General features: G+C 59.6%; 15 protein-coding genes. 7 read left to right on the forward strand and 8 right to left on the reverse strand.

The window, feature by feature from the left end; translation table 11 throughout:
- Positions 1-110: 110 nt before the first annotated feature.
- Entirely contained in the window at positions 111-539 is a 429-nt protein-coding gene (locus J2129_RS08625; protein WP_209630470.1) for a hypothetical protein, read from the reverse strand.
- A 504-nt stretch (positions 540-1,043) separates the two neighbouring features.
- Here J2129_RS08625 and J2129_RS08630 point away from each other — a divergent pair.
- Positions 1,044-2,249, forward strand: a complete 1,206-nt coding sequence (locus tag J2129_RS08630; protein ID WP_209630471.1) for an MFS transporter — start codon at positions 1,044-1,046, stop codon at positions 2,247-2,249.
- 1,136 nt (positions 2,250-3,385) lie between these two features.
- On the opposite strand, the gene J2129_RS08635 is transcribed toward J2129_RS08630, so the two are convergent.
- Entirely contained in the window at positions 3,386-3,805 is a 420-nt protein-coding gene (locus J2129_RS08635) for a hypothetical protein (RefSeq protein ID WP_209630472.1), read from the reverse strand.
- Positions 3,806-3,992: 187 nt separating this feature from the next.
- Here J2129_RS08635 and J2129_RS08640 point away from each other — a divergent pair, with 187 nt between their 5' ends.
- Complete coding sequence (locus tag J2129_RS08640) at positions 3,993-4,475, forward strand: HEAT repeat domain-containing protein (RefSeq protein WP_209630473.1); 483 nt, start codon at positions 3,993-3,995, stop codon at positions 4,473-4,475.
- A 32-nt stretch (positions 4,476-4,507) separates the two neighbouring features.
- On the opposite strand, the gene J2129_RS08645 is transcribed toward J2129_RS08640, so the two are convergent.
- Together J2129_RS08645 and J2129_RS08650 are read right to left on the reverse strand one after the other, a co-directional pair.
- A complete protein-coding gene (locus tag J2129_RS08645; RefSeq protein WP_209630474.1) occupies positions 4,508-5,668 on the reverse strand; it encodes an ABC transporter permease in 1,161 nt (386 codons plus the stop codon).
- A complete protein-coding gene (locus tag J2129_RS08650; RefSeq protein WP_209630475.1) occupies positions 5,669-6,340 on the reverse strand; it encodes an ABC transporter ATP-binding protein in 672 nt (223 codons plus the stop codon).
- A 167-nt stretch (positions 6,341-6,507) separates the two neighbouring features.
- Between J2129_RS08650 and J2129_RS08655 the strand changes: the two genes are divergently transcribed.
- On the forward strand, positions 6,508-7,233 hold the full coding sequence (locus tag J2129_RS08655) for a metal-dependent hydrolase (protein ID WP_209630476.1): 726 nt from the start codon (positions 6,508-6,510) through the stop codon (positions 7,231-7,233).
- Positions 7,234-7,982: 749 nt separating this feature from the next.
- Here the strand turns inward: J2129_RS08655 and J2129_RS08660 are convergent.
- Positions 7,983-9,596 carry a hypothetical protein gene (locus J2129_RS08660; RefSeq protein ID WP_209630477.1) on the reverse strand — a complete coding sequence of 538 codons (1,614 nt, stop codon included), beginning with the start codon at positions 9,594-9,596 and terminating at the stop codon, positions 7,983-7,985.
- Positions 9,597-10,128: 532 nt separating this feature from the next.
- Between J2129_RS08660 and cofG the strand changes: the two genes are divergently transcribed.
- Genes cofG through purQ form a run of 4 tightly spaced genes read left to right on the forward strand, consistent with a single transcriptional unit; the run spans position 10,129 to position 12,766 of the window.
- Positions 10,129-11,112, forward strand: coding sequence for a 7,8-didemethyl-8-hydroxy-5-deazariboflavin synthase subunit CofG (gene cofG, locus J2129_RS08665; protein ID WP_209630478.1), 984 nt, complete (start codon positions 10,129-10,131; stop codon positions 11,110-11,112).
- Positions 11,109-11,819 (forward strand): phosphoribosylaminoimidazolesuccinocarboxamide synthase, encoded by a 711-nt coding sequence (purC, locus tag J2129_RS08670; RefSeq protein WP_209630479.1) that lies wholly within the window; start codon positions 11,109-11,111, stop codon positions 11,817-11,819. The genes cofG and purC overlap by 4 nt, the downstream gene beginning before the upstream one ends.
- 3 nt (positions 11,820-11,822) lie before the next feature.
- The gene (purS, locus tag J2129_RS08675) at positions 11,823-12,068 is read left to right on the forward strand and encodes a phosphoribosylformylglycinamidine synthase subunit PurS (RefSeq protein ID WP_209630480.1); all 246 of its coding nucleotides are present in this window, start codon (positions 11,823-11,825) and stop codon (positions 12,066-12,068) included.
- Positions 12,065-12,766, forward strand: coding sequence for a phosphoribosylformylglycinamidine synthase I (gene purQ, locus J2129_RS08680; protein WP_209630481.1), 702 nt, complete (start codon positions 12,065-12,067; stop codon positions 12,764-12,766). The genes purS and purQ overlap by 4 nt, the downstream gene beginning before the upstream one ends.
- A gap of 151 nt (positions 12,767-12,917) precedes the next feature.
- Here the strand turns inward: purQ and J2129_RS08685 are convergent, their stop codons facing one another.
- From J2129_RS08685 to J2129_RS08695, 3 genes are all read right to left on the reverse strand, one after another.
- A complete protein-coding gene (locus J2129_RS08685) occupies positions 12,918-13,211 on the reverse strand; it encodes a ferredoxin-thioredoxin reductase catalytic domain-containing protein (protein WP_209630482.1) in 294 nt (97 codons plus the stop codon).
- An 899-nt stretch (positions 13,212-14,110) separates the two neighbouring features.
- A complete protein-coding gene (locus J2129_RS08690) occupies positions 14,111-15,292 on the reverse strand; it encodes an MFS transporter (protein ID WP_209630483.1) in 1,182 nt (393 codons plus the stop codon).
- A complete protein-coding gene (locus tag J2129_RS08695; protein WP_209630484.1) occupies positions 15,286-15,903 on the reverse strand; it encodes an METTL5 family protein in 618 nt (205 codons plus the stop codon). The genes J2129_RS08690 and J2129_RS08695 overlap by 7 nt, the downstream gene beginning before the upstream one ends.
- Positions 15,904-15,940 lie beyond the last annotated feature (37 nt).

Below are 15,940 nucleotides of genomic sequence, written 5' to 3' on the forward strand. Positions count from 1 at the left end.
CGCCTGACGTACCGTTCAGCATGTGCCCTGGCAAGGCCGGCAGAAGGCCCTATAAGAAGGAGATCGCCGCGGGTAGGGAGGTGAGCACGAGAGGCTGATCTGTTCATCACTCAGAGACCGGCATCATCCAGAGCCAGGTCCATCATTGCGATCCATTCCTCAAGTGACTTTTCAAATTCGTGGACATAGGTCTTCATCCCGACGAAATCCCCTTTTATCTCCGCGGGTAGATGATCGACTTCGACGGCGTCAATCTTCGTTTTCATTACAGCGGTTTTCTCTTTCATCCTGACAAGGGCTGCTCTGGACTCACGAAAATGACCGACCGCCTCCTCCTCATCCACCGCAAATGAGATCTTCTGAGAATGATCGATGAAGTCGCAGAAATCACTCGCCATCATCTCACAGATATCGATGTCGATCTGACACATGACCTTCACGGCATCCATTCCTTTCCTATCCTCAGAAGAGAGATAATCATAGGAGATAGACTCCAGGACCGTGAGCGCCTCGGTGAAGTCCACTTCTGCCGCGGCCATCTCGGCCCTGATCGACCCGACATAGAGGGTCTCATAATCATCAGTGGTATTCAGCACCTCGAAGTGGTCATATGCAGACTCAACAAGGGACGTCACCTGATTCATTTTTTCTTCCTCTTCATAGACACATCCTGCAGTGCACCCGAAAATAAGAAGAAAAATACAGCAGATTCCAGAGACTAAGAGATGAGATCGCATAATATCACATAGATGTATTTATATGATATTATGTCTCTTTTCTTTTGCTCCTCTGGGCCCCTCTCCGCCAAAGAGAGATGAAGGATCCTCCCCCTTTCTCTCTTCTGCGTGGGGTTGGCGGTTCGAAACCTACGACTCTTCTCAACAGTTCGAAGATTTTCCGGTCAAGAAGATATGACACGGCGGGATATCCTCCATGCAATAAGAACCGGACTCTGACCGCACCCGGCCGACACTCACCCCCATGTCTTCCAGACACACCACAAGAGAGCAACCTATTTCCTCTCCATCTTCCACCCTCCCCCCATGCAGGAGGCCCCTCTCCCACCTGGCGCCACCCCACGGCAGACCGCCATCAGGCTCATCCTCATCCTCGGGGCCGTCAGCCTCCTCGGCGACATCGTCTCGAACGGCGCCCGGAGCGTCACCGGCCCTTTCCTCCTCACCCTCGGGGGGTCGGCGGCAATCGTCGGGCTCGTCGGCGGGATCGGGGAGTTCACCGGGTATGGGCTGCGGGTGCTCACCGGGCTCTACTCTGACCAGAGCAGACACTACTGGCGGATCATCTATATCGGATACGGCCTCCTGATCGCCATCCCCTTTCTCGCCCTCGTCGGCACCTGGGAGGCCGCCGCGCTCCTCATCATCATCGAGCGGGTCGGCAAGGCGATCCGGGCCCCGGCACGCGACACCATCATCTCCCTTGCCTCATTTCATGTCGGGCGGGGCTGGGGCATCGGGGTCCACAAGGCCCTCGACCAGGTCGGTTCCATCATCGGCCCCCTTGTCCTCTCGGCCGCCATCCTCTGGGGGGCCGGATACAAGGCCGGGTTCGCCCTGCTCGCCTTTCCTATCGTTTTCCTCTTCGTCTTCCTCGCCGCAGGAAGACAGACCGCCCCTGTCCCCGAAGCCTTCGAGAGAGACGAGAGAGACGAGACCGACCACACCATCGACCCACGCCGGTTCGTCCCCTTCGCCACCTTCCTCTTCCTGGCGATGGCCGGGTTTGCCAGTTTCCCCCTCATCTCCTATCACATGAAGGCCCAGGGGCTCCTCACCGACCCGCAGATCCCGGTCGTCTACGCCCTTGCCATGACCGTCTCCACTGTCGTCGCCCTCCTGGTCGGCTGGAGTTATGACCGTCTCGGCACCAGGGTCCTCCTCCTTATCCCGTGCGTCAACCTCGCCATCCCGGCCCTGGCCTTCAGCGGTTCAGTCCCCCTCGTCGTCGTCGGGACCGCGATCTGGGGGGCAGGGATCGGGATGCACGAGACCGTGATGCGGGCCGCCCTTGCCGACCGCACCACCACCGACGTCCGGGGTCAGGCCTTCGGGTTCATCTACGCAGTCTACGGCGCCGGGTGGTTCCTGGGGAGCACAGTGATGGGTGTCCTGTACGAGGTCTCGATCTCCCATATCATCGGGTTTGTGGTGATCGCCGAGGGGCTCGCGGTCATGGCCTATGTCTGGATGCGACGGGGGGTCCGGGGCCGGGGAGAAGAGTCAGCATAAAATGTGCTGGGGAGCACTCCTGAATGTCGAGAGATTCCTGACCACTTCCTCCGCACCCGAGCAGGCGATGAACACACGCCTCTGTCCTCTCCACCTACCGGTGCCGCGGGATGAAACTGGAGAGAAAGAAGGAGAAAAACCCGGAAAGAATTCTCCCAATGGTCCTCTGTGACTTAAAGTTGACCTGAACCTGACCTCGAAGACCTCGTGATGGTCTTCTCAAGTTCGCTATACTCAGACACCTAAATTCTGTGAATCCATGATTATCAGCTTTGTAGAGACCCTCACCAATTCCTGGCATGAGTGTACCTCACCCGCCTTCCCATCTCTTCGGGCCTGGGGCAGCGCTCCCGGCGCGAGGGTATGGGAAGGCGTGATGACCAGGCACGCCGTCCTCATTGCAGAATCTCTCCCTTCGTCTCGTCCCGGGGGGCGGAGATGAAACTGTATCTTCAAGATGCCATGTCGGAAAGAGAGGGATCCGCACACGCGCTGAAGCGGTGCTCAAAAAATTTTCATCGCATATGCGTGAGCCCGAGGTTCATGCTAAACTACCATGAAAATGATCCTGACGATCAACCCGGGAGGTTTGTATGAGTGTTTGAACTTGCCATATCATGTTGGAGCCGACACGCAGAGGATAGAAAATTCCTCTGATGGATCGGCGACATGGTGCTCGACTTCGATCTGCTCCTCGAACAAAATGGATGAGGGTCAGGAATCGATCCAGTCCTGATATGATATTTTCATCCTGAGGATATCCCAAAACTCTCCGGCCCTCATTCTCACCGATGAAGAGCGATGGATGACAATGAAGAGATCCCAGATTTTTCATCGCGCACCCATGCATTCGTCGCCTTCCCCCTCGCCCCCGCCGGGGGCTCTGCCCCCGGACCCCCGGGACGGCGATGGAGCTGGGAAGGCAGAGAAAAGATCATGAAGATTGGACGCAATCCTCCGCCACTCTTCATCGGCGGGGGGTCAGGGGGGTGCAACCCCACGGTCGAGGAGTGGGTGTAGAATTTCTAGAAGCAAGCACTTCAGTTCAAGGAGATCTTCAACCCTGGAGAGTTTTGGGATATGCTCCCTGTGTACGTGAGACCTGCTCGAACCCAAAAAAAAGTATCGGCCTCCACTCACGGCACCGGAAGCGGGAGGTCCTGTATCCCGGTCAGGTTCAGGCGGGTGGAATACGTCCCTCTCGAATGCCCCGCACCCTCGACCCGCCCGGCCGCAAGGTCCTGGAGGAGGATCTCCCTGATCGCCATGCTCGCATAGACCTGGATATAACTGCGCTGTTCATAGGTCCACCAGTGAGTCACCGGGGCTGAATACCCACAATATGGGCATGTGGTCGTATGATCCTCGTCCTCCTCCTGTCGATAGAGACGATTGGAGTCGAGGATATGAAACGAGTTCAACCGTGCCGCGGAGATCTCTTCGACCTCGGTCCTGTCCAGTTGCAGTTTGAAGGTCCGCTCACACGTCGGACACTTGCGCTCGATATATCCGTCATCGTCAAAAGGGAAGGTGATATGGATGCTGATATCATTCATAAGATTCACCCGGGGTCCAGAGGTTCCCATGGACACTGCACATCCCCAGAATATATATTCTTCGTACTGGGTGCATAGCCCTCCTGCATGGCAGTGCCGCCACCCGTCACCTCCTCGCAAATCTTGATAAACAAACGGCGTATGAGAGGGAGGTCGCCGCAAAAACGCGGAGAACGAGGAGATATACATGAAAGCCATCGAGAGACTGCGATCGACCGGTGACCTCGAAGGACTGGCCAGACTTGTCAGAGAGGGCACAGCCTACGAACGGCTCACCGCAGCATGGGAACTTGGAAAACACGGAGACGAAGGAGTCGAACTTCTGGTCCCCATCCTCCTGGAAGGACAGGGTGAAGAGACCTGGGAAGCGGCGATGGGGCTCTCCAGGGCCGGGGCACCGGCCGTCGAACCCCTGATCGAGGCCTTCACCGTAGGGAGGCCCGGGACCAGGACCGCCGCCGCATGGGCCCTTGAGGAGATCGGTGACGACCGGGCAGTGGACGCGCTGATCAGGGGACTGAGCGACACCGACGAATTCTGCCGGTGGACCGCCGCCGCCTGCCTGCTCAGGCTCGGCCGCGACGACGGCAGAGAGGCCGCCGAGCAGGTGCTCCAGAAAGAGAGCGAGGAGGCCCGCGGGTATATCGGCGTCCTTGCCGAAGGGTCCTGAGACGACCCAAAGACCACATTATTTTCTTCCGGTCACTCGGCGGCCAGCGCCTCGACCGGGTTGAGGCTGGCCGCCCTTAGGGCCGGGTAGACCCCTGAGAGCAGGCAGACCACCACGCCGACTCCCATCCCGAAGGGGACATAGAGGAGGGTCTGGGCCGTGAAGAAGTAGGTCGTGTCCTGGAACATCAGGAGCATCAGGATATACCCGCCGCCAAGGCTGAAGATGGCGCCGGTGCCGGCCCCGATCAGCCCGAGGATCACAGATTCATACAGGAAGAGCTGGGTGATCTCGTGTTTCTGTGCACCCAGGCTCCTGAGGATCCCGATCTCCTTGACCCGTTCGTTGACCGACATCAGCATCACGTTGAAGATGCTCACCGCCGCCACGACCAGGGAGATCCCGCCAATGGCCATCACAAAGAGGGAGATGCTTCCCAGTGCTTCATCGATCATATCAAGGAAGGCGCGGGAGTCCCAGACCATCACCGTATCCTCCCGGCGGTTCATCCTGTCCTCGATCCGTTCTTTGACCTGATCGATCTCGTCAAGGCTCCTGACCACCACCTGGACCATGTCGTAGCCCTCGTCCCCGTACGCCCCGGTATACCAGCGTTCAGGGACCAGGACCGCGTTGTCGGTCATCATCGTCCCTGAAAACCCGGACTCCTTCAGGACGCCGACGACTCGCACCGCCCGTTCTTCGCCTTCTTTCCCGAGAAAAAGTCTGCTCCCGACCCGCAGATCATAGTCGCGGGCGAGAGTCGGGCCGACAAGAACGCCCGCACTCCCCCTGAAGGCGACACCTTTCTCTACCTCGGCCACGGCGTCCAGGTCGCCGGGGTCAAACCCATAGACCATGGCAGACCCGGTCTCGCTCCCGATGACGACCCGGTCTGATCCGCTCATGATCGGGACCACCTGGTTCGGCCCGGCGGCCATCCTGATATCGCGCAGTTGCCGCTCGGTGATCCCGCCGCCGTCAGACCCTGAGATCTTTGGATAGACCATCAGACTGTCGGCCCCCCCGGAGAGTTCGGAGGTGACCGTCTGCTGGAGGGCGGCGCCCATCATCCCCATCGCCGTGATGGCCAGCACCCCGATGACGATCCCGACCGCCGCCAGAAGCGACCTGACCAGGTGGAGTTTGACATTCCGTCCTGCCATCTCAAAGAGGATCCCGGTCGAGGGCATTCAGACCACCCGTCCGTCTGAGATGGTCACGACCCGGTCGGCATATTCCGCCGTGGCCCGGTCGTGCGTGACCATCACCACGGTCCGCCCTCCTCGATGGAGGTCGGCGAGGAGGTCCATGATCTGTGTGCTCGTCCTGGAGTCCAGGTTCCCGGTCGGTTCGTCGGCAAGGAGGATCGTCGGGTCATTGACCAGGGCCCGTGCGATGGCCACCCGCTGCTGCTGTCCTCCTGAAAGTTCGGCCGGGGTATGGGTGATCACCTCGCCTTCGAGCCCGACGGTCCTGAGGAGGGCCTCGGCCCGGCCTCTCGTATCGCGGTGGCCCTCCTTGAGGATGAGGGGGATCTCCACATTCTCCTGCGCCGTCAGCACCGGGATGAGGTTGAACTTCTGAAAGATGAACCCGATGGCGTCGCGCCGCAGTTCGGTCAGTGCAAAGTCGGTCATCTCACCCACGTTCTCACCGGCGATCCAGAGGTGGCCTGAGGTCGGGACGTCGAGGCAGCCAAGCTGGTTGAGGAGGGTGGACTTGCCCGAGCCCGAGGCTCCCATCACGGCCACGAACTCCCCTTCTTTGATCACAAGGGAGATGTCGTCAAGGGCGACGACGTCCCCGGCAAGCCGCGGGTAGACTTTCCGCACATGTTCCAACCTGATTACCTCGGCACTCATCAGACTCTTCTCCACACCATATTCCCCTGGAAACCGTTTCCGCCGCCAGCGCGGAAGAAAAGCACGGGCGACCGGTCAATAGATCTCACCGCCGCCCGGTTCTTATAGATGACGAAATTGACGTGCGTGAATAAAATACATATAGACTTAACACGGTGATAGGAGAGATGTTTTTTCTCTGCCACCTTGCCGCCGGGGTCGTCATCGGCATTCTCCTTGCCAGGCTCTTCAGGGACCTGCGGGCCGTGCCCGCCTGCGCCTTCGGGGCGGTCGTGCCAGACCTTATCGATAAGCCGCTCGGGCACATTATCCTCGCCGATACGCTCCAGTATGGGCGGATCTATACCCATGGTCTCCTTGCCCTCTCCATCGTCACTCTCGTCGGTCTCCTCCTCTACTGGCGCTACCGCAGCGGCCTTGGCCTCGCCCTGGCCGTTGGGATCGGTTCCCACCAGGTGCTGGACGCCATGTGGCGCGAACCTGCCAACTGGCTCTATCCCTTTCTTGGACCCTTCACGACCAGCGGCACCACCTCAACCTTCCATGACCTGGTGATGGCAGAACTCTCCGAACCCTCAGAATGGATCTTCTTCCTTTTCATCCTCTTTTTCGGGGTTCTGTTCCTGAAAAAGTCCTGGAGAAAGACCATCCTCTCCAGGTCAGGGAAGACTCTCGAGAAGTTTGCGGTCCCGGTCGGTATCCTCCTCATCATCTTTGGCGGGTTTCTCATCTTCTCAGGACTCTTCCCCCTCTCTTCGGCAGTCACCCACCTCCAGGCCCCGGCCGACATCGCCCTCTGCGGCCTGATCATCGTCGCCGCCGGGATCGTCCTCGCCTGGGCCAGGGCGCTCGTCGCCCACGATAAAACACCCCTGGCAGAGAAAGAGGAATAATCGGCCCTGTAGAAACCCTTACCAATTCTCGGTGCACGCGCGATTCAACCGCCTTCCCCCATCTTCTCGCCGGGGGCGAGTGCCGCCCGCACCCCCGGGACCACGATAGGGACGGGAAGGCACAATCAATCGTCATGAAGAGCGTAATGCCGTCCACCGCCTATCGAATCGCGCGGGGGGACCGGGGGGGTGGCCACGCCCGCCGCCAGAGATACCTGTCCAGAGGATTTCTCCAGAGCCGAATAATCACCTCTGGAGAATCCGGCACGAACCCCCTGCTCAGGCATATGAGATGAACATGATCATGGGTCTCCGGGATGTGTGGATCCGTGCTCCCCCTTCAAGAGCAGGACTCCACACAGAAACACCGCCGCAGTGCCGCCCCCACGATGGAGGGGGCGACAGGAATGCAGAGGGCACATCTTAAGAGACGACCTTCAGGATCAGTTCCATGGAGCATATCCCAAAACTCTCTTTGAGTGAATATCTCCTCGAACTGAAGTGTATCCTTCCAGAAATTCTACACCCACTCCTCCACCGTGGCGGGGGGGTGCACCTCCTGGTCCCCCCTCGATTGGTCGATGACGGACCCAGTTCTAATCTCCCATCACGCCTTTCTGGCCGCCCCCAGCGGTCTGGAACAGCGCCCCAGGCGAGACGAGAGAGGGAGGGCAATTCTTCTGACCCATGCCCCGGAGATGTGGGGGTTCCTACAGGGCCGAAGAATGACTCAAGACCCGAAAAGAGAGTTATCGCTCCTTCCTGAATGCAAAGAGCACTCCGGCCATGAGCAGCGCCGCCCCTCCGCCTGCCACACTCAGCCATGGCATGCGGCCCGAGGAGGGAGGGACGTCAGTCGACAGGGCCGGGGTCGTCATCTCGGGAGAAGGTGTCTCCATGGGGGTTTCCTCCGAGGGAGGACCGGCAAAGACTGCGAAGGTGGTGAAGTGCGTGACACTCGCGACGACCTGGCGGTGCGACCGGTCGACCCCTGTCCTGACCTCTTCCCAGTCTCCACTCTCAGCGCAGTACCACCTGACCACGAACTCCTCGCCAGGGCCGCAGGTCTCCCACTCCTCGTCCGTGAGGGTGAAGCAGAGTTCCACGGCAGGGTCGAAACTTGCCCCATTCGGACCGCACTCCAGCACCGGGCCGACCTGCCTGAAGCCATCCTTGCCGGTGGGCGGGAGGGTGTCGGAAGAGACCTGCCTGATATCGATCATCTCCAGAGGCCTGCCAAAGATGTTCAAGGCCGTGCCTCCGGCATCAAGGGAGAGAGAAACATCTCGAGTCTGTAACGCCGCCGATGCCTCGACCTCACCGGCATTGCTGACGCTGAGGCGGGCGTTTGCGGCCTCTTCATCCTCAAGAGTGCCCCTGTGAGCAGGGCGAGGGGTTGGTGAGAGGGAGACGACATCAGGAGTTTCGTCGACAGGCTCCAGAGGATCAGGGCGGGTGCTGGCGACCGTCCTGACCGCGGCAAGTCGCTGATAGACATCGTCACATGAGGCAGAGTTCAGGGCCCTGGTAAGGGTGGCCGCCGCCCCTGGCATATCATCTGGGTCAAGGTCGATCACCTCCCTGTCTGCGCCCCTGATCTGAGAGATAGTATCTCCTCCTGCTACTGGACAGACGCCATAGACCTGGTCCGCTCCAGGGTGCTGGACGATCACCATGCCCCGCCCCTCTGCAAGGTCCCGGGCACTGATGCCGGTCAGAGTGTACGCAAATATGCCGCTCCTTGGTACCGGCACCGTGACACTGCGTACAGTATGGTCGCCGAAGGCCCAGAGCGTGACATTCTCCAGTCTACCGTCAGCGACACCGCTCACCCTGACATTGTCGCCCGCACTCTGGGGATCGATCTCATCGAGTGTCACCTGAGGCAAATTAAGGACGAAAGAATAGCGGACTGTCCTGACCCCCTCGAGATTGTCCTTGTGAACAGCACCGTCTCCGTTCTCAGGAGCACTGACCGCATGCATGAGATAGTTCCCTCCGCGAGGGACGCCGCCTTTCATGGACAGGACAGAGGTGTCCCAGCGGTACGCCCATCTGTGACTCGGCGCAACGGTGCAGAGAAGATAGTTCCCCTCAGATGCCTTGAGTGCGGGGTCATCAAGCGGGACGCCGTTGCCAAGGCCCGGGCCGGTCAGGAAGAGATAGGTCGTGTCGCTGGCGGTGTTGGTGCCAGAGATCGTGATCTCCTCGCCAAGGTAGTAGACGCCAGCGCCTTCGAGCGCGATGGTGACCTCGCCGGCATCGCCATCATGCTCCTCAAGATCCGACGCCGTTGCCGGGAAAGAGAGGATCATGAAGCCCAGTATAACAGCAACTGAGAGTTTCAATCCATGTAAATTCATTGTATCTCCCTTCGTTTTTCTCAGAAGGAGGGCCGACCCGCCGTGCAGACAAAAACCAAAATCAGGATTTGAACAACCCTGGACCAGATCAGAGGATCAAACACTGTGTGATGGCGGATCATCCCTCGTATTGTTCGAGATATTGGAGAGATATTGGATATAGTTTCCGAAATATAATTCAGAACGCTCCAAGACGTTGCAGCCCCCTCGCAGCGGGATCGAGATCCCCTGATCCTTCTCCACATGGCATGAGAGAAACGAACAGACGCGCCAGGGACGGCGACACGGTCTCTGATGTCACCCGGACATAAGGGAACAGAAGAACCGCGCCCCCAAAGGGAACATATGCCTCAAAATTACTGGATGAACTCTCAGGGTGCTCAAGGTGCGGAGATGATTCACTCACCTTCCTGTATCTTCTCGCGGGCACGGTCCCACAGGGGCGATCCAGGAGGGGGTCGGGCCCAGGTATTTCCCTGGACGCCACCCAATCGCGAAGGTTACAAGAAGGTGGAAGGGAAATGGTACTTGCATGCACCGCAGGGTGATCACCTATTCACGCAACGTCTTCCTTCCCCTCACCAATGTCTGCCAGAACGCCTGCGCGTACTGCTGTTTCAGGCAGGCGGTGGGAGAGAGATGTGTGTTGCCGCCTGAAGAGGCACACCGGACTATCGACGTCGGCGCCCATCTTGGGTGCACTGAAGCCCTCTTCACCTTCGGAGAACGCCCGGGGGAAGTGCCCGGGTTCTCTGATCACCTTGCCGCGCTCGGCTATGCCGATATTCTTGACTATTGTTATGACCTCTGCCTGTACGCCATCAGGGCCGGGGTGCTGCCGCACACCAACGCGGGCATCCTCACCACCGCAGAACTCGAACGTTTCAAGGAGGTGAATGCAAGCATGGGACTGATGCTGGAGACGACCGCAGACGTCCCGGCCCACCGTGCCTCGCCAGGGAAGGACCCGGAGGTGCGGATCGAGATGATCGAGGAGGCGGGCAGGCTCAGGATCCCATTCACCACCGGTCTGCTCATCGGGATCGGCGAGACCCCTGCCGACCGCGAGGAGTCGCTCCAGGTGATCGCCGACCTGCAGAGGCGGCACGGGCATATCCAGGAGGTCATCATCCAGAACTTCTGCCCAAAGGAGGGGACAGAGATGGGAGGGGCCGCCCCGGCATCGACCACGGAGATGGCCGAGACGATCACCCTTGCCCGTGAGATCCTCCCCAGGGAGGTTACCGTCCAGATCCCCCCGAACCTTGCCGATGCAGAGCACCTTATCAGATGCGGGGTCGACGACCTCGGCGGGGTCTCGCCGCTCACCATCGACTATGTCAACCCAGAACGCCCCTGGCCCCAGATCGAGGCGCTCAGGAAGATCGTCGGCGACGCAGATGTGCGCGAGCGGCTCTGTATCTATCCACGGTTTATCGAGAGGGGGTGGTACTCAGATACCATCGCCCCACTTATCCATACACTCCAGAGAGAAATTGAGGAGAGGTCATTGTGACAGAACAGGAACCCATCTATTGCGGAAAGGCAAAGTCTGTCTTCCGCTCTGAAAACCCCGACGAACTGATCGTAAAGTTCAGGGACGACATCACCGCCTTTGACGGTGCAAAAAAGGACGAACTCTCTTCCAAGGGAGTGTACAATGCCAGGGTCTCGGCGTACTTCTTCAGGTACCTGGAGGAGCATGGAGTCGGTACCCACTTTGTGAGGATGGACGATGAACGGACGATGATCGTCAGACCGCTGGAGATGATCCCGGTCGAGGTGATCGTCCGCAACATCGCCGCCGGGTCGCTGGTGCGCAACTATCCCTTCGAGGAAGGCGCACCCCTCAACCCACCGGTGGTCGTCCTTGACTACAAGGACGACGAGCGGCATGACCCGATGATCAACGACGAGATCATCGTGGCGCTCGGTTTTATGACTTTTGAAGAGATCGAGGCCGTGAAGCAGACGGCTCTGAAGATCAACGACCTGCTCAAGGTGCGGGTCGATGCGATCGGACTCGACCTCGTCGACTTCAAACTCGAATTCGGTCGGCACGGCGACGAGATCCTGCTGGGCGACGAGATCTCGATGGACTCGATGCGCCTGTGGGACAAACAGACCCATGCCTCGATGGACAAGGACGTCTACCGCTTTGACAAGGGAGACGTGATGGCCACCTATGCCGAGGTGGCGAAGAGACTCATCGGGGAGGAGTAAAGAATGAAATTCACGGCAAAGGTCACGATCGGGCTCAAGGAAGGGATGCTCGATCCCGAGGCGCGTGCGATCCAGCATGCCCTCGCCAACATCGGGTTTGCGACCGAAGGGCTCTCGACGGCGCGAGTCTTCACCATCACCCTGGAGGCAGAGGACAGGGCAGCCGCAGAAGCGGAGGTCGGGCAGATGTGCGAGCGGCTCCTCGCCAACCCGGTCATCCACCGCTACGAGGTCGAGGTAGTGGCATGAAGTTCGCGGTGGTCCAGTTCGGGGGGAGCAACTGCGACCGCGACGTCCAGTACGTCATCTCCGAGGTCTGCGGGGTCGACTGCGATCTGGTCTGGTACAAGGACGGACTCAAAGAGGACTATGACGCGATCGTCCTCCCTGGCGGGTTCAGTTACGGCGATTATCTCAGGGCAGGGGCGATCGCCGCACGGACCGGGATCATGGATGCGGTGGTCAGACATGCGCAGGCCGGCGGACTGGTCCTCGGGATCTGTAATGGCGCCCAGATCGGGGCGGAGAGCGGGATGGTGCCCGGCACCTTCACGATGAATGCCAGCCCGACCTTCATCTGCAAACCGGTCTGCCTGCGGGTCGAGGAGAATACCTCGCCGTTCACCTGTCTCTTCAAGAAGGGCGAGGTGGTCAGGATCCCGATCGCCCACAAGGAAGGCCGGTACGTCGCCTCTCCTGAAGAACTCGCACGGCTCAATGCCGAAGAAAGAGTGGCGTTCCGGTTCTGCGACGAGCAGGGCGAAGTGACCCCGGCCATGAACCCGAACGGCGCCGCGGAGAATATCACCGGCGTCCTCGGCGGTCCTGCCCGCAATGTCCTCTGCATGATGCCCCACCCTGAACGGGCCTCAGAGGAGGTGCTCGGATCGGCCGACGGGAAGAAGGTCTTCCTCGGGATGATCAAGAGCATCGAAGCGCGCGAATAAGCGGAATATTTCGAAATTGACCCTTTAGAAACCCTCTCCTATTGATGAGGAGAGTATGTGTGCCGCCCACCTTCCCATAGTCTCTCTCCGGGGGCGGCACGCCTCCCACTATAGAGAATCTCAAGGGGACCTCTCCAGGCCCCTGATCCTTTTACTCTCTGTTGGTTTTGAAGAAGAGATTGCAGTGGCAGTGCCCGTCCCCCTCGACCTCGTCCCTGTGATAGATGCAGGGGCAGATGATCTTTCTGTCCTCCTCGGTATCGCCGCTCCTGAGCCGGCAGGGACAGTACTGTTCCCCGAACCTGAGGGTGTTGCGCGCAAGCCCCTTGATCACGGTGCGCAGTTGCTTCTCGTCCGGATTGAGGTTCCATCCGTTCTTCTGGGCATACTCTTTTGCCCAGGCAAGGATCTGCTCTTCGAGTTCTTCCTGCATCAGTTCAGTCATATCATCACCTTGTCGGTACCGAACTTTAGGTTTGCCCAGGAGGTTATCCCAGAACTCTCTTCCCTCCTCCTCATCGATGAGCACGATGAATGAAAATGAAGAGATCCCTGCGTTTTCATCGCGCACCCATGCATTCATCGCCTCCCCGAGCATATCCCAGAACTCTCTGGGGGGAACATCTTATCGAACCGAAACGCATCTTTCCAGAAATTTTAAACCTTCTCCTCCACCGGGGGGTGGCGCCTCTGGCACGGGTGTCCACGTAAACGTCTCCTGGTCGGTCTGCCTGAGTGAGAGGCATGGTGCAGAGGGGAGGTACGCACGACTCAAATACGGCCATATTGCCTCTGATTCCATGGGCCTGCCCTTCAATCCGGCGCCGATATGGGCTTATTTCGAGATGGGACTATAGAGGCGTTTATTCATCCAGTGCGGTGAGGAAAACACCCTTCTCCCGCCCTTATGCAGGGCGATATTTTTGTCAGTAATGTTTTGCCCTGTTGGTGCATGCTACGCCCCTGAGAAGGGGGGATATAATGCCCAGATTATAGACGGATTTCCAGGGGTCTGAGATTGTGGGACTCGCATGCATTCCATGAGATGGAGATGAATAATGGGCTCTGGAGAAATCCTCTTGATGTATCTCTCTGGCGAGGGACATGCCGTCCCCCGAACCCCCCGCCACACGATTGGTCGAGGAGGGCAACGCTCTCGTCACAGGTGCCCATGATGCCTTCCCGCCCCTATCGTCATCCTGGGGGTTTGGGGACTGAGCCCCGACAGGAAGCTATGGGAAGGCAGATGACACGCATTCTCCCAAAGATACGTGAGGGCATCTACAGAACCAAAATTTTTAATTTTCTGAAGGCAAGGGATGCCAAAAAAATATCCCGACCAGATCACCGCGACCCCACCCTTGCTCCCCGCCTGAACAAGACCCAGGGATATGGGATGAGAAGGGTGAGGAGGGCGGCCGCAATGATCGGGACCGGGAGAGTGAGGAGGGCGGCGTCGAGGGAGACGGCGTCGGCGATCGCTCCGCTCACGACCACCCCTACGCCGCCGGCCCCGACTGCCAGGCCGAGCATCAACCCCGAGGCGAGCCCGGCATTCCCTGGCATCACTTCCTGGCCCATCGCCACGGTCACCGAGAAGGTGGACCAGAGGAAGAAGCCGAAGAGGATGAGGCCCACATAGGAGAGGACTCCGCCTGCAGTGAGGAAGAGAAGAAAGGGGGGGACCGACGCGACGAGGCCGAAGAAAGTGTACTCTTTTCTGCCATAGGTATCAGAGAGCGCCCCGCCGACGTACTGCCCGACGACACCGGCGACAAGCATCAGGGAGACGATGGTGTTGGCGACGAGCAGGTCGACCTCGAGGGCGGCATGGAGATAGGTCGGAAGAAAGGCGACGGCGGCAAAGATCGCCCATGACCGTAGCGCCCCGACACCGACGACCATCGTGATCGGCCTGAGCGAGACCGGGGTCTTTGTGTCCTTCTCCTCTGCGGTCTCTGGTGTCGGCCTGATCCCCTCATCAGGGAGGAGGTGGCCGAAAAAGACCGCCATCAGGAGACCAGGGACGGCAAGGAAGAGGAGCCCCTGGAGACCGAAGGCCCCGACGGCCAGACCTGCAAGGACCGGGCCGAGGGCAAACCCGAGATTGCCGCCGATGACAAAGATCGAGGTAAGGCGCCCGCGGTTCTCGGTCCTGGTCAGGCGGTTGACCATCGCCATCGCCGACGGATGATACAGCGCCGCCCCGAAGGCTGCAAGACAGGCGCAGGCCAGTAAGACCGGATAACTCCCGATGAACCCGAAGACCCCGATACAGACTGAAGCAATAAGAAAGGGTATCGAGAAGGGGACAGCGATGCCGCGCCGGTCTGCAAGCCACCCCACAAAGGGCTGGAGGAGCGACGAGGTGATGTTGAACCCGGCGACCAGGAGACCGGCGACGGCGTATGACCATCCGTGCGTCGCGATGAGCAGGGGGAGGACGGCGGGGATGACCGGCGAGTAGACATCGATGACAAAATGGCCCCACGCGAGGGCGAGGACCGACCTGAGTCCCTTCAGCATGGTCCGGTCCTTTCGATCCTGAGAACCTCGACCGGGATCTCCACCCGGTCTTTCCGATGGAAGGCAAAGGTCCGTGGGATGACAAAGGAGCCCTCGACTACCCCGGTGACCTCACCCCGGCCCTTCACATAGTTCTCAATAAAGCCCAGTGATCCGGCATTGAAGATGCCGTAGACGACCGGTGCGGCCACCAGGGCGCAGTCGATGAAAGGCCGGTCGGCATGTTTTCTCTGCGCCCCAAAGGGGGGGTTCATCACGACGGTGTCGAAGGTCTGCGGGCGGAGAGGGAAAGCGGTACCGACCTCACCGCGGAGAAGGCCAAGGTCGGCCTCAAGACTCCCGGCATTGCTGCGAGCAGTCCGCAGCGCTCCCATGTCCACATCGATCCCGACAACCTTGTCGGCCCCAAGAAGGGCCGCCCCACAGGCGAGGACACCGGTCCCGCACCCGAGGTCAAGCACCCGTCGCCCCGCGATCGCATCCTCAGTCGAGGCATGATACAGGAGGCGGGCGGCGACAGCGGCAGGTGTCGCATACTGCTCCAGTACCGGCCGTGGGGCAGGAAAACCCCTGAGTCGCTGGAGCTTCATCTCCAGGTGTTTCAGCCTCATATGGTGCTGTACGCGTGGGTGAGGAGAGCGGATGAAT

It is taken from the genome of Methanofollis sp. W23 (assembly GCF_017875325.1).
Lineage (GTDB): Archaea > Halobacteriota > Methanomicrobia > Methanomicrobiales > Methanofollaceae > Methanofollis.

Coding starts and splice junctions, on each gene's coding strand:
- J2129_RS08640 (WP_209630473.1), top strand. CDS start 3,993: ATGAAAGCCATCGAGAGACTGCGATCGACCGGTGACCTCGAAGGACTG.
- purS (WP_209630480.1), top strand. CDS start 11,823: ATGAAATTCACGGCAAAGGTCACGATCGGGCTCAAGGAAGGGATGCTC.
- J2129_RS08655 (WP_209630476.1), top strand. CDS start 6,508: ATGTTTTTTCTCTGCCACCTTGCCGCCGGGGTCGTCATCGGCATTCTC.
- J2129_RS08660 (WP_209630477.1), bottom strand. CDS start 9,596: ATGAATTTACATGGATTGAAACTCTCAGTTGCTGTTATACTGGGCTTC.
- J2129_RS08625 (WP_209630470.1), bottom strand. CDS start 539: ATGGCCGCGGCAGAAGTGGACTTCACCGAGGCGCTCACGGTCCTGGAG.
- J2129_RS08645 (WP_209630474.1), bottom strand. CDS start 5,668: ATGCCCTCGACCGGGATCCTCTTTGAGATGGCAGGACGGAATGTCAAA.
- cofG (WP_209630478.1), top strand. CDS start 10,129: ATGCACCGCAGGGTGATCACCTATTCACGCAACGTCTTCCTTCCCCTC.
- J2129_RS08685 (WP_209630482.1), bottom strand. CDS start 13,211: ATGACTGAACTGATGCAGGAAGAACTCGAAGAGCAGATCCTTGCCTGG.
- J2129_RS08630 (WP_209630471.1), top strand. CDS start 1,044: ATGCAGGAGGCCCCTCTCCCACCTGGCGCCACCCCACGGCAGACCGCC.
- purQ (WP_209630481.1), top strand. CDS start 12,065: ATGAAGTTCGCGGTGGTCCAGTTCGGGGGGAGCAACTGCGACCGCGAC.
- J2129_RS08650 (WP_209630475.1), bottom strand. CDS start 6,340: ATGAGTGCCGAGGTAATCAGGTTGGAACATGTGCGGAAAGTCTACCCG.
- J2129_RS08695 (WP_209630484.1), bottom strand. CDS start 15,903: ATGAGGCTGAAACACCTGGAGATGAAGCTCCAGCGACTCAGGGGTTTT.
- J2129_RS08635 (WP_209630472.1), bottom strand. CDS start 3,805: ATGAATGATATCAGCATCCATATCACCTTCCCTTTTGACGATGACGGA.
- J2129_RS08690 (WP_209630483.1), bottom strand. CDS start 15,292: ATGCTGAAGGGACTCAGGTCGGTCCTCGCCCTCGCGTGGGGCCATTTT.